Origin of the sequence: Kitasatospora sp. NPDC085879 (genome assembly GCF_040686255.1) — a bacterium.
Lineage (GTDB): Bacteria > Actinomycetota > Actinomycetes > Streptomycetales > Streptomycetaceae > Kitasatospora.
On the sequence record NZ_JBFBJZ010000118.1, the window covers coordinates 1 to 13,434 of the forward strand.

Annotated in this window: 10 protein-coding genes; 2 read left to right on the forward strand and 8 right to left on the reverse strand. The window is 69.0% G+C overall.

Annotated features, from left to right (window positions below; all coding sequences use genetic code 11):
• From AB0P35_RS39540 to AB0P35_RS39570, 7 genes are all read right to left on the reverse strand, one after another.
• Positions 1-574, reverse strand: a 574-nt coding sequence (locus tag AB0P35_RS39540; protein ID WP_363520945.1) for a hypothetical protein, incomplete at its 3' end; no start/stop codon positions are given.
• Positions 575-788: 214 nt separating this feature from the next.
• Positions 789-1,334 carry a hypothetical protein gene (locus AB0P35_RS39545; protein WP_363520920.1) on the reverse strand — a complete coding sequence of 182 codons (546 nt, stop codon included), beginning with the start codon at positions 1,332-1,334 and terminating at the stop codon, positions 789-791.
• A gap of 1,114 nt (positions 1,335-2,448) precedes the next feature.
• On the reverse strand, positions 2,449-2,574 hold the full coding sequence (locus AB0P35_RS39550; protein WP_363520923.1) for a hypothetical protein: 126 nt from the start codon (positions 2,572-2,574) through the stop codon (positions 2,449-2,451).
• A gap of 117 nt (positions 2,575-2,691) precedes the next feature.
• The gene (locus AB0P35_RS39555) at positions 2,692-3,399 is read right to left on the reverse strand and encodes a restriction endonuclease (protein ID WP_363520942.1); all 708 of its coding nucleotides are present in this window, start codon (positions 3,397-3,399) and stop codon (positions 2,692-2,694) included.
• 937 nt (positions 3,400-4,336) lie between these two features.
• Positions 4,337-5,344, reverse strand: a complete 1,008-nt coding sequence (locus AB0P35_RS39560; RefSeq protein ID WP_363520926.1) for a restriction endonuclease — start codon at positions 5,342-5,344, stop codon at positions 4,337-4,339.
• A gap of 773 nt (positions 5,345-6,117) precedes the next feature.
• Positions 6,118-6,531, reverse strand: coding sequence for a hypothetical protein (locus tag AB0P35_RS39565; RefSeq protein WP_363520928.1), 414 nt, complete (start codon positions 6,529-6,531; stop codon positions 6,118-6,120).
• Between the two features lie 96 nt (positions 6,532-6,627).
• Positions 6,628-7,074, reverse strand: coding sequence for a hypothetical protein (locus AB0P35_RS39570; RefSeq protein WP_363520931.1), 447 nt, complete (start codon positions 7,072-7,074; stop codon positions 6,628-6,630).
• 468 nt (positions 7,075-7,542) lie between these two features.
• Between AB0P35_RS39570 and AB0P35_RS39575 the strand changes: the two genes are divergently transcribed.
• Together AB0P35_RS39575 and AB0P35_RS39580 are read left to right on the forward strand one after the other, a co-directional pair.
• Positions 7,543-7,899 (forward strand): NUDIX hydrolase, encoded by a 357-nt coding sequence (locus AB0P35_RS39575; protein ID WP_363520934.1) that lies wholly within the window; start codon positions 7,543-7,545, stop codon positions 7,897-7,899.
• A gap of 716 nt (positions 7,900-8,615) precedes the next feature.
• Complete coding sequence (locus AB0P35_RS39580; protein WP_363520937.1) at positions 8,616-8,789, forward strand: restriction endonuclease; 174 nt, start codon at positions 8,616-8,618, stop codon at positions 8,787-8,789.
• Positions 8,790-8,996: 207 nt separating this feature from the next.
• Here AB0P35_RS39580 and AB0P35_RS39585 read toward each other — a convergent pair whose 3' ends face one another.
• Complete coding sequence (locus tag AB0P35_RS39585) at positions 8,997-13,172, reverse strand: hypothetical protein (protein WP_363520940.1); 4,176 nt, start codon at positions 13,170-13,172, stop codon at positions 8,997-8,999.
• Positions 13,173-13,434 lie beyond the last annotated feature (262 nt).

Here is a 13,434-nt window from a genome sequence, read left to right on the forward strand (position 1 = left end):
TCTCGGTGAAGATCCAGCCGAAGCTGTTGGCGATCAGCGGGAAGCCCATGGTGAGGATGCCGATCCGCCAGCTCCACCTGGTGAAGAAGGTGCTCCCTTTCGTCAGTCGGTGTCGGGCGAGGCAGCCGCTGGTGTGCTCGGCGGCCTGGGCGCGTATCAGGTCCAGGTCCTGCGCGTGCGTGCCGCTGTTGCGGCGGCAGCCGGTACAACGCCACCAGGCGGGGCCCGGGGCCTGTTGCTGGCAGTCCGGCCAGGGGACGGCGCCGACGATCTCGATCTCCGCACGGCTGCGGTTCTCCAGCCGAATCCAGGTGTGCTCCGGTCCCTCCGGGCGTCGGAGCGCAGCAGGATGTGGCCGGCGGCGGTATACGAATCTCGCAACGCTCGGCGGCCTCGCATACCCGGGTGCGCAGGCCACGGCGACCGCCGAAGGCGTTGCCGCCGTCCATGTGCGGATGGGCGTGTGGAGCCTGTCCGGTGTGGTGCGGTCGATGCCCAGGTCACGGGTAGCGGCGAGGAGCAGCATCAGGACCTCGTAGGCGAAGGTGGGGTCGAGTCGGCCGGTTGTACTCAACGACAGCCACCTGGCGGTGCTGCGCCACCGGTCGGCGTGACACTCGGTCCCGTGCCGGGGCGGCGGGCCGCAGCGCGGCAGGCCAGGCGAGGAGGTTCATCTCGGTGGGCGGGTATCCGCGCCACACACCACCGCGCCCCGCGCGACCGGCCTGGACAGCTCGGTCGGGCGGGGCGCGGTGGTGCGCCTCAGCGCCCAGGAGGTGAGGCTTCCGTCAGTCGGTGTCGGGTGAGGCGACGGGGGCGGGCAGGGCAAGGCAGTCGCGGGCGTGGTCGGCGGCCTGGGCGCGCATCAGATCCAGGTCCTGCGCGTCCGTGCCGCTGTTGCCGCGGCATCCGGTGCATCGCCACCATGCGGGGCCGGGGGCCGCCTGCCAGGCGTCCGGCCAGGGGTCGGCGCCGACGACCTCGACCTCGGCGCCGCGGCGGGTCTCCAACCGGATCCAGGTGTGCTCCGGACCGCCGTCGCTCGGGGCATCCGACCGCAGCAGGATGTGGCCGGCGGCGGTGATGCGGATCTCGTGGTGCTCGGCGGCCTCGCGCAGCAGGGTGTGCAGGACGTGGCGGCCGCCGAAGACATTGCTGCCGTCCATCTTGTGGATGAGAGCGTAAAGCTTGTCCGGTGTGGCGCGGTTGACGCCCAGGTCGCGGGTCGCGGCGAGGAGCAGCACCAGCACCTCGTAGGCGTCGGTGTGGTCGAGCTTGCCGGTGAGGCGGTCGGGGGTCAGGCCGGAGATGTACCTGTCGAGCGTCGGGGTCATGCGTGCCCTTTCATTGTGGTGGGGAGCCCCCCGGGGACCGGGCGGGCTGGCGGTTGAACAGCAAACGTCAAGAGACCCCACCAGCCAGACCGGTGGCCAAGCCGACCGCCAGAACCGCCGGTGAACGTTCGCGGCCAAGTCGACCTGCCAGGACGGCTGGTGAGCGCCCGACGCTCGATACGGTGACGATCGGCGCGGCAACAGCCCCGGCCGCGACTGGCCCGACGTGCCGCTCACCACACCGGTCTCAGGTGGCTTGATCGGAGCCTGATTGGCCAGCATGGGGGTGCCGGCGTCCGGTGGAACACCACTCGGGCATGGACACCGCAGGGTCGAGTTCCGCGCGTACAGACTCCGTCAGCCCACGCACCCGCGAACCCCGCCGGACCGTAGGCGCTGCACCCGAAGCCACCGAACGGGCCGGTGCCCGACGGGACCGCAACGGCGCTTCCCCGACAATGCTCGAACACACGGGGCGTGACGCCACGCACCGCATGCGGCATGCCGAAGTAATTGACCTCCATCATGTGCCGGAAGGTCGCGGGTCGGGTGCGCGGCGGTCCCGTGCGGCCTGCGCCATGCCGACTGTCAGCAGCCCGACAACGAGCAAGGTGCTCAGCTCGAGGACTGTCACAACGTCACGACCCACCAGGCACTCCACTCCCCACTACGGCCCCGGCGCCACCGTAGTGCGCAGACAACCGGGTTGAGACGGGCCCCAGGACCCAAAATCGAGATTCTTCTGGCGATACGGACGCGGGAAGGGTTTCGGCAGGTCTACCGCCCGGGACAGCTGATGCCCAATCACTATTCGGCTGGCGAACGACGTTCGTCGCGCGAGAGTGCGTTTCGGCCGAACGCCCATTTTTCCAGGTATCTGTGACGGCTAGTCACGGCTCCGCAGCAAGTGGATCAGAGTCGTCCGCCGTGTCCGCTGACACGCTCTCGGCACATGCTCAGCTCCGGAGTGAAAACCGGATCGCTCAGAGCCGCTGCTGACAATTTGAGGCGCCAAAGCGATCTGGGTGCACTGCGAGACCAGCCCCCGGCCCCGGCTACGCGGCCGGGGCCGCTCTGGTTTTCTGGATCCAACCAGTCCCGGGGACCATGCGGTTCACAGGTCGCTGGCGCCTTTGTCGGCAAGACCGTCGGCCATGTCCACCATCAGTGCGAGGGCGAGGACGGTGGGGCCGGCAATGAGCGTCGTCCACCACGGGTGGTCGCAGATCCAGCCCCACACGTCCACCCTGAGCCAGTGCCAGGCGATCTTGGAGGCGCACGGCGACGATGCAGCCAGCCAGGAGCTTCAGCAGTGGATCGGCGGTTCCGTCGTCGCGCACGGTGTTGTCCCTCCTTGTTACTCGGGTACCCGGCGGGTGCCGGATGCGTGGGGGTGTCTGGCTCGTCGCCCGGTGGGCCGGGCGGGCAGCCGCAGCAGGTCGTGGAGGGCCACGCCGTGCTCGGCCCATGTGCGCAGCCGGTCGCGGTCGACCCAGTGGATGTGGTGCTTGTCGCCCCAGTCCCTGGCGTCTCGGGTGAACGTGCCGTTGGTGACCACGACTGCGGCGTCGGCGTGGTGGACAGGACCTGCGGTGCCCTTGACCTGGTACATCACGTGTGAGGTGACTTTCCTGGCTGTCGTGGTGTGCTTGGCCTGGATGACGATCCGGCCCAGGAGTGGGTGGTGGCCGATGACGTCCGCGGCCTGGTCGCCCTGCCGGCCGACCTGGCGGGCGGTCCAGCCGTCGCGGACGAGCAGGTCCCGGAGTGCGAACTCGAACTCCCGGTCGCCGAGCGCGTCGATACCGGGCAGGGCGAGGCGCAGCGTCGCCAGGCGCGCGGTGCGGGTCTTGGCGGCGGCCTGTCTGCGCAGCCACCACCCGGCGGTCGCGGCCGCGGCGAGGGCTGCGGCGAGGGCGAGGGTGGGCCAGTGCCGGGCGGCGGCCCGCCCGGCGCTCTCGAGGGCGGTCAGGAGCCATGTCGCTGCGGCGAGGGCGATGACCCCAGCGGCAAGGAGTTCGACGGGGCCTCGGGGGCGGCACCACCGGGGCCTACGGCGCGCCATCAGCGCGCTGCGGGGGCGGACGCCGCGGGGCCGGGCGTCGCCGGAGCGGGAGTGCTGGTGTCGCTGAAGCCGATGAAGTGTCCCCACAGCCACACCGCAGCGCAAACGCCCGCGATCATCCAGCCGCTGGTCTTCTTCGTGCTCGGCCGCGGGTTGCGGCGGATGTGGCTGCGAACGCGGTGGTATCCCTCGGGTACCGGCATCGGTCGTGTCCCTCCCGTCGGCGGTCCGCACGATGCGGACCGTCACGGGTCATTGGTGTACCAGCGACCCCCGACATGATCTGATGGACCATCAGTACTGGCGGGCTGGGTGGGGCGTGATCCGGACAGCTCGCTCGTGCTCCGGTCTCACCGTCGCCGTGACCTGCGATGCATGGTGAGCCTCGTGTTCAGACGCCCTGGCGGCCGCTGGTCCTGCTGCTGTCGGCCGGTGTTCCCAGTCCGGCCGTCGGGGGCCAAGGCGGCCCTGCCTACAAAAGACGTGCGCGCATCCCCATGCGTCGATGTGGGTGGTGGAGATGGCGCGAATTCCTGGGGCGCACGTGCGGGACGGGGCCGTGGCTCGTGCGCCGGTTTCACGACCGGCGCACACCGCGGGTGTGGCGGGCCGTGCAGTGGCGATACCGGTCCGGGGTGGAGCCGGTAGGAGCAGCATCCGGGGCCGTGCGGCTGCATCCGCCTGTCCGCGCCACGGGCACCGGCATGACGCGCCGGCCGCCCCCGGCCGCGGCGGACGGCGGGGACGGCGAGGCGGCGGGTCGGAACGCCGCAACGCCCGTGCGACAGGGACCAGCCGGTTGGGCAAGTCGTCCTGCCGGGTGCTGGGGCTCGCTGCCACGTCGGAGTCCGGGGAGCGGAACACCGCTCGCCACGGTTGTCCGTCGCGTTCCGCCACGCTCCGTGAATGGGTCCTCACCCGCTCGGAGGGGACGCGGTCAGGCGTCATCGACCTCCAGGCCGTAGGCGATGACGGCCTGGTGCAGCCCGCCCGGGTAGCCGGCGAGCGCGGGGGTGAAGTCCCAGTCCCCGGCTGCGTCGCGGTCGAAGCGGCCCAGCCGCATGGCAGTGTTCGTCGGGGCGCCGTCGGCCAAGTGGACCACGGCGGGGTCCTCGTCGGCGCGTGGCTCGAGGATGAGCGCAGGATCGGCGAACCCGCCCATGGTCGCGGCGGGGTGGTTGTGGGTGTCGGCCGCGGCGACGATGACGAGCCGGTCGGCCTCGGCCGGCAGGGCGTCGAAGTCCACCATCAGGCAGGCGTTCGCGTCGCCGTAGCCGGTGAGGAGCCGCACCGAGCCGTCCGGCGTCGAGCCGTTGTTGTAGAACACCAGGTGCTCGTCCGAGAGCGCCCGGTTCCCCCGGCACACCAGGGCTGCGATGTCGTACTCCTCGTCCCCGGTCCAGTGCAGCAGGAGACGGGCGGGCTCGGACGGCAGGTCCACCGGCGGCAGCTCGTCACCGTCCTGGCCGCCGCCCGCGCCGAACCGGGCCGCCGCGAATACCTCGTGGAAGCCGTGATGCTTGAGCAGGCCGACCAGTTCGGCGCCGTTGATCAGCGTGATCGGCTTGCCCGCGACGAACTGGTGCGAGCTCGGCCCGAACTTACTGGTCGTCACCAGTACGGCCTTCGTCGCCACCGGATCGTGCTGCAGCGTGCCGTACAGGTCCCGCACCGCCGACGGCGTCACGGTGTCCCGGTAGCGCTTGACCTGCACGATCACGTGCCCGCCACGGAACGGGTCGGTGTCGATCCCCCGCACGTCCACCCCGCCGTCGCGGGAGCGGGCAGTGAGTTCCACCTTCATACCCATGGCCTCCATCAGCCGGGCTACGAGCTGTTCGAACTCGACCGGGTCCATCGCCAGCAGCAGCTGGAGCTCGCGAACCCGCTTCGCCATGCGGCCGCGGTTCGCGTTGGTGTCGTCGCGGAGATGGCGGAACAGCATGCGCTGGGCACGGTGCTCGGCCGCATCGGGATTACTGAGACGATGGAGCTTGCGACTCCGGGACATAGCGGTGCCCCCTCGAGAGCTGACTGGCAGACGGCACCCGTCACGCTAGGCGATCAACTGACGATATGTCAGTCATGTCTCCCAAATAGATATTTGAGAGACACAATGGGACGTTCCCGGGGACCCCGACAGCGGCCCAATCGGGCCCGACACCGACCTGCAACCCGTCCCCAAGCCCGTCCGTACGCCATCGACCCCGCGAGGACAACCGCCGCCCGAGCCCGCCCGGTCCACCGGCTCGACAGACGGCGCCTGCATGAACACCGGCCGAACAACCTGCCTGAAGCCCGCCCTGCCCCTGTGCGCTCTGCAATCCCGCCCGGCTGCCGCGGCGGAAGCACTGGGCCGACCGTCCAGCGCCACGCGGTACTTGTGTGCCCAGGCGCAGCCTACGGCCCGACTCCGACAAACCGGGCGGCGCGGAACTCCCGCCCGCTCAGCACCGGGGCGAACCCGTGGCGGCAGCTGCCCCTGACCTTGGGCTGGACTCGGCGAAGGCCTCGCTGTCAGTGAGCCACGAGCCCCAGGAGTCCCAGCCCGGCCGCGCGCCTTCGTGCGACTTTCGGCATTCGGCGGTCAACAGCACGGTCGTCCTCCTTGGGGATCCGGTGGGGTCGCAGCGAGGCGGGAGGCCCGCAAGCACCGCGCGGGGCAGAAGCGTCTGCTCCGGGCCGCGGCCTGCTGCCACGCGAGCGCCGCGGATCCGTCTACCAGTCGCCCCTCGCCTGCAACTCCTGCACGACCGCGGTCCGATGTGAGGGGCAGTAGTCGGTCACCGCCAAGACCAGGACACGTTCGGCGTCGGCCAACTTCGTGCCCCACGACGGGCCAACCGGATACATGTCATTGCTGTTGAGGATGTACGCGACGCTGTGCCCGTCATCAAGGGCAGAACACCACTTGTCCGGGTAGGCGAGGAGCTCGCTGCCTGTGGGCGCGCTGGTTGCCCAGCTCCCGATACTGGCGATGTGGATGTCAGTGAGGAATTGGTCCTGCCGGCTGGGGGACGAACTGCTTACCTCGACAGAGCCCGCCTGGGCGGGGCTTGAGGTGCCGGGACTGCAGGCAACTGCGCCGACAAGGAGGCAGACGGTGGCCAGGGCGAGGGTGGTGGAGCGCATGGAGTCCTTCGAGCCTGGGTGATCTCGGCCGGACCGTAACGAGGCACGGTCTGGGCACGTGGGTAGGTCCTGTTACGCGAGGAGTTGGCCCGAGGCTCAGTAGCTGGGACAGAGGTTGGCGTGCACGACGTCGAGGATCTGTTCCGCAGTCGTGGTGCCGAAGCCTTCCGGGTGGTTAGGGCTGATGAACCGGGAGTTCGTGACCTGCACAAGCTTCGCCCGGTCCGCTTTCGTCAGCTTGATGGAAACGCACTGGCTCATGCCGCGGCTGACCGCCTTGTCCACCTTGCCGTTGACGATCTCCGGGTCGATCGCGTTCAGGGCTGCAATGTACTTGGCGACTGTGGCGGGGGCCGGCTTCGGCGGCAGGCCAGTGTCGATGGCCGCGGAGCTGGCCTGCGCCGAGTTGCTGGGCGCCTGCTGGCTGGCGGTGGTCACCACTGGGCTGCTGGCGACACCCGGCACGGCCGCAGGTGTGTCTCCGCTGTCGCAGGCGGCCGCCCCAAGCAAACAGGCGGTGATGGCAAGGAGGGCAGTGCGCATGGGGTCCTCTGGGCTCGGGTGATGTCGGCCCAAACGTAGTGAGGCGTTGGCTAGCGTCCGTGGGGAGTTGCGGTTCCGTGACGAGGGTTGGGTCGCGGGACCCTAATCGGGGTACCGCAGGGCCCGCACCGCCCCACCTGGGCGGGGCCTGACACCTACTGCTGGCGCCGGCGCGTTCGCCTGGCACGCCGCCCCCTGCCGCTGGCCGGAGCCGGGACAGGGGGCGGTTCGTGCATCCCACGGCGACTTGTCTCGACAAGGGAGCCGTCTGCGTGGCACGGCAGGCGGCTCATGGAACATATCGTTTGCCCCGTTCTCTCCTCCGGGAGGACGGGGCAGTTTTCGTCTTTCTGCGCCCATGATTGAGCCGCTGGCCCCTGAACGGCGGGCCGCGGGACCCGGCAGGGCTCCGCAGCTTCCGGGTCAGCCCCGGGCAAGCCGGCGCGGGCCGAGGTAGTGCGACATCCGGTGGCGGAGTGGCAGCCGTACGGACGGCGCCGCGTCCATGACAGCCCCTGGGTCGGGGTGTGGTTGGACGAGGTCGACGTGCCCGGGCTGGGCCGGATCGACCACCACATCATCCGAATGCCGGGGGCCTCGGTCACATCTGTGGTCACGGACGATCAGGACCGGATCCTCCTGCTGTGGCGGCACCGGTTCATCACCGGCCGGTGGGTCTGGGAGGTCCCGGCCGGATGGGCCGATCCTGGCGAGGACCCTACCGGGGCGATCGCCCGGGAGATCGAGGAGGAGACCGGCTGGCGGCCATCCAGCGTGGAGCCGCTCGTCGAGTACGACGCTCTCGCCGGCATCAACACCATGTGATTCCGATGCTTCCACGCTGCCGGATACCAGCAGATCGGACCGCCGACCGACCGTAGCGAGGCCGACCACGTCGAGTGGCTGCCAGAGGCCGACGTCGTAGAGCTGCTGTCGCCCGGCCAGATCCCCGACGGACCGTCCCTCGCTGTGCGGGAGTTGGTCCTCGAACTCGACCTGCCGGGGCAGGACACGGTGCCGACGGAGGTCGGGTGGCGGTACAAGGCGGGAGCTCCGCCCCAGATCGAGCCACAGCCTCGTAAGGAGGCGGAGGTGAAGGGAGATCTACCGGGTGCTGGTCGCGCGCCTCGTGCTGCGCTGCTTGGACGAGGTCTTCGCTGCCACTTCCCCGCCGCTGGTCGACACCGTCGCCGTCAACGCCCACGTCCACAGCAAGGACCGGGCCACCGGCAAGAGCATCCGCCCGTGCCTGGTCAGCGTCCGCGCCGGCCGCGCACCGTTCGAGGACCTGGTCCTGGACGAGCCTGCTCTGGATCCCGTCGAGTGCTTGCGCCACCTGAATGCGATCGTCTCCCAGCACCCCTTCGACCTCGAGCCGGTGCGGCCAGTGGTGACGTTCGACCTGAGCCGGTACAAGCTCGCCCCCGAGATCGACGTCGTGGCCGGTCTCGACAGCCCGCCCCGACCTGGTCGCCCTCGACCCAATCGAGTTCGAACACCTCATCCACCAGCTGTTCTAAGCCATCGGCCTGAAGGCCTGGGTGACCCAGGCCTCCCGCGACGACGGCGTCGATGCCGTCGCCTACAACAAGGACCCCATCATCGGCGGCCTGTGCATCATCCAGGCCAAACGCACCAAGACCACGGTCCCCGCCGAGGCCGTCCGCGCTCTCGCCGGCGTCATGCACGACAAGCCGCCGCCAAAGGCATCCTGATCACCACCGCCTGGTTCGGGCGTACCAGCCGAGACTTCGCCCAGCGCACCAACCGGGCCGTGGCCTGAAAGCCCTCCTCCGGGACCGCCTCGGCATCGACGCCCTCCGCGGCCCGCCCAAACTCCCACCCGGCTGGGAGCCCCGCGACGTCCACTGAGCCAAGCCACCAGCCGCGTCGGCATCACCGGCCGCGGCACATCAAGAAGATCAGGGCATCGGCAGCGCCGTCGTACGCCATTGCACGGTCCTGTCGGGCAACCCGCAGTCCAGGGTGACCGCGTCAACGGACACGTGCTTCAGCTCGCGCTGGCGGTGCGCCTCGGTGTCCTGGTGCTGCCTGACTTCGTCCAGGCTGTGGCCGTTCCCGGGGCAGCTGCGCTTCCTCGCGCTCCAGCGGTCACAGTGGAAGTAGCCCGTGAGCAGCACTCCGGCCGTGCGGGGGGTCTGCAGGTAACCCGCGACAAGCTGCTCGGCCAGCGCAGTGCTCAGAGAAGAATTCCAGCAGCCCTTGCACTCGATGACCAGCTTGATGGGATCGTCACCCGTGCCCTCGCGGGCAGGAAGCTCGATCTGGATGTCGGTGCGAAGCCCGGGGAAGCCGGGCCGAAGTACCTGGACCTCCCGGTTGATCACCACGCGGTGACCCCCGATGTCCTGCAGCAGAAAGGTCGCGACGATGTCGCTGAAGTCCTCCTCCCAGCAAGGCCACCAGTCGGTGTGATTCACACCGGGGCTTTCTCGGTTCCACAGCGCGACGATCAGACCGTTCGGGCGGTGAAGGGCCTGCTGGAAACGTCTGAGGGACTCACTCACGATGTCCAGCAGGTGGCGTTCGTCGCGTACCACCCGAAGGGTCGAGTGAGCGGCGAGCCGCAGAAGCTGCTCCGGCGGGATCGGAGCAGCGTTGCGGGCGGCCGCGGCACGGGCGGTCGTGCGGGCCTGAAGACGCAGCTGCCAGACGGCCGGATAGTCGGAGGCAAGGCCGCGGAGCTCAGCTGCCGCTCGCTCGGTGTTGCGGGCCGAAAGAATGTGCGACAGGGAGTGGACCATGTCCTGGACCCGGTCGTCGCCGCGGACGAATCCGTTGTGCAGAGCCCGGTTGGTTGCTGCTTCGACACCGATGTGGCTGACCATGAGGCGGTAGAGGTCGGCGATGTCCTTGTCCGGCAGTAGGCCCACTGCTGTGGGCCAGCTGCCGGGCGGGGCGGGCAGCTGGCCCAGGGCTTCCATAAACTCCTGCAGCACAGCCCGGTTTTCGAGCCCGCTACGGACGGCGGACCAGCGGGCCGGAAGGCGATCGCAGTGAAGCAGGGTCGTGGCAGCGAGTATCCAGCGGACCCGCTCGTTGGAGTGCGGCTGAACAGCTACGGGATCCGTCGCCAGCACTCCGGCCAGCGATCCCAGCGCACCTTCGTTGCCAACGGCGGCGAGTTCGCCGATCACAGCCTGCCACTGCTCGGGCCTGCGGCCCGGATCGTCGGCCCACGCCCGCAGGGCAGAGTGCGCGAGCCCGTCCGGCAGGGCTGCGTACGCGCGGGAGATGGTACGGGCTGTGTCGTCGTGCACAGCGTTGAGGACTTCGGTGAGGAACCCGGACAACGCCTCCCCAGCCCGTTCGGTGCACACGGGTAGGAAGCAACGCTGGATGTTCTCCGCGTTGGAGTTGTACACCTGGGTGGAGGCCAGGGCGACAGCCCAGCCGGCCCACTTCTGCGGGTCGTCGATCTCCGACGGCAGACCGTCCAGGAAGGCGAACGCACTCAGCTCCGGCGCATTGGAGAACGTGAATGCGCCATGCGGGGTGAGGCGGGCAGGTCTCAGCGCAGGCGCGATGCGCACAAGGTGCTGCACGGCCTCTGCGACCAGGTCCGACAGTTGTGAGCCCGGTGCCGGCCGGGAGGGGGCCGCACTAGCGATCGTCAAAGGCGGCTCAGTCGTGGAAAAGCGGTCCCCACTGGCTGTCCGAAGCATGTGGTTGACGACATCTGCCCAGCGCTCGTAGACGGTCTCGGGTCCGGCTGCCATAACAGCGGCCAAAGCCTCACGCAGTCCGGACTCACTATAGGAGTTCTGCCGCCGCTCGGCCTCAACAGCCTCGAGGTGCTCCTGCTCATGCGGGTCCTCGGCGGGCGGGTTGTCCCAGAAGGCCGTGGTCTCACGCAGGGACGGGTACGCAGCACGGGCCGCCTCGCACCGCGCCAAAATCTCGGGATCCTCAGGCCGGGGAAACCTGAATACGACACCGGAGAGTTGCGGGTCGACCGATTCGAGCTGGTCCCAGTGCTCGGCCCAGTAGACGAGGTCCACCTGAGCCAGGAGGGAGCCACCGGACAGACCTGTCAGCAAGGTCAGGAAGTACTTTCCTTCCTGGTGAATCATCAGGTAGTGGGCGAGGCTCCTGCGGATACGGTCGTTGGCGGCGAGAGCCGTCCCGAGGTCCTCCCGCGGGGCCCGGATCTCGTGGCTGTACAAAAGCTCGGGACCGCGGGCCAAGCCCATCATCGCCTCTGCCACGGCACCAACCAGCTCATCGTTGCTGGGGGCCCGGCCTGCCAGGCTGATGGCACGCGCAAGGATCGCAACAGCAAGGCCCGGGCTTCCTTGCGCAGCGGGATCTGTGAGCACGCTCCGGGCCCATGCCGTCGCCTCTTCGATCTCATCAACGGAGATCTGCTCAGGGATCTCGCGACGCAGCATGAAAGCAGTCCCGATATAGCTGGGGTCAGGGTCGCGGACCTTCGTGAGGAACTCGGTCAGGCTGAGGTGGTCCGGTCGAAGCCAGCGCAGTGCCGCGGCAACGACCTCGGGGGAATCGTCATCTGCAAGCGTCTTCAGCCGGACGACCGCTGCACCGGACGGATCGGTGACACCACCGAGTGCGGCCACCCGTACCTCGGGATTGAGGTCCGCATCCTCGGCAACGATCAGCAGATCGTCTGCGAGATCAGGGCAGGCGCACGCCCTCGCGATGCTGACCGCCCCGTACAGCAGATTCACCTCCGTTCCGCTACGAAGGTAGGGGTGCAGCTGCGCCGCCAGGTCCGAGTGCTGCAGGCGGTGGAGGGTAGATCGCTCGAGGCGTGCGGTGTCGTCGCGCTCCAGGAGGGCCAGCAGGGCGCCGACAACGCGGGCCCTGTCCTCGTCGGAACGACTTTCCAGATCCGCGAGGAGCAGGACCATCGGGTCGTCTCGCAGAAGGTCCTCGAAGACCTCGCTGTCAGTCGCGCTGCGCCATGCCGCGACCGCCTGGTGGGCGGGGACGACGTGCCGGGCTTCCCCGTCACCGACCCACAACAGCTCCCGCTGCACCGCCGCAGACATGCCGCGGACCCTCAGGAACTGGGCTGCGAGGAACTCCTGGTAGCTCTTGTGTGCGAACACCCACCTGTAGCTGCCCTCGAGTGGGACCAAGAGGCTTGATTCGGTCAGCTGGTGCAGTTCGTTCATGGAGCACGGGACCGGGGTGCCAAGGTGTCCGGGCTCGTCGCCTGAGGCCACCCATGACAGGGCGAGGTCACCGACACCGGCCCTGCCCGGCTGTGGCGGGTCCTCGGACAGGCCGGTGTATGAGCCGAACTGCATAGCGGCGGCAACCCTCGTGGCTACTGCGAGGAGGTGCTCGGGTGCGGCCTGGGTGCGCGTTTGATCGTTGCCTTTGGGGCGCCGGATCTCCTTGCACAAATGCAGGCACGCCTCCTGGTAGGCCTCCTCGGTCGTGGCGGGCAATCGGCCGTTGGCCGCGTAGCCGGTCAGGAGTTGGCGCAACGTCAGCGGGTTCGTCGCCAGTGCGACCAGGCCTCGCTGCTGGACCAAGCCGGTGAAGGCTCCAGGGTCCGCAACGCCCATCGCCTCCTCGGCTTTGGAGACATCCTCACGCGACAGCGGGGCCAGGCCCACAACCTGCACCTGCTCCCCGGACCAAAACCGGCCGAGCTCCCGCTCCAGGTCGACCGGCCACCGCGCGGTTCGGCAGCTGATACGGAGCCTCAGCCCTGTCCTCGCGCCATCGTCTACGGCCTCCAGCTGCTCGATGATCAGCTGGTCCAGCTCGGGCAAGTAGTCCAGCCCCTCGTCGAGGCCGTCCAGCAGCACGTGCCACTCCCCCGCGCCGGCAGAACACTCGAACACCCTGGTCAGCATCGCCTCGGCTCGGGTAGCACTCGTTCCGCATTTCCCGAGATCAAGGAGCGTGGCAGGCAGGGCTGCAGCCTCCAAATCAGCCAGCTCCTGCTCGAACGCGCACGACTTGCCCATGCCCCACTCACCGCGAAGCACCAGCGCAGGCACATGCCGCATATCCACCAGCGGCGTGCCTGGTGCGGAACCGGCGTAAAGGGACGCCACAGGCCAGCCATAGTGGTCCGACTCCGGCTGCTCGTCCAACCGGAACACTCGACGCTTCCACGGCAGACGCTGCCAACCCACCATGCCCTACCTCCAAGCCGCCCAACCACCACGAACTCCAGGCCCGCCATCACCCTAGAACCCGCAGCCGACACACACGCCCGCCAACAACCAAGGAACGAGCGCAACCTCAGCGACACATCTCAGTCTCGGCGACGGGTGAAAACTGACCGCTGAACGGCGGATCAACGGTGACCCACCTCGCGATCGTCTGATCATCCTGATCTTCATTGAGGGTCAG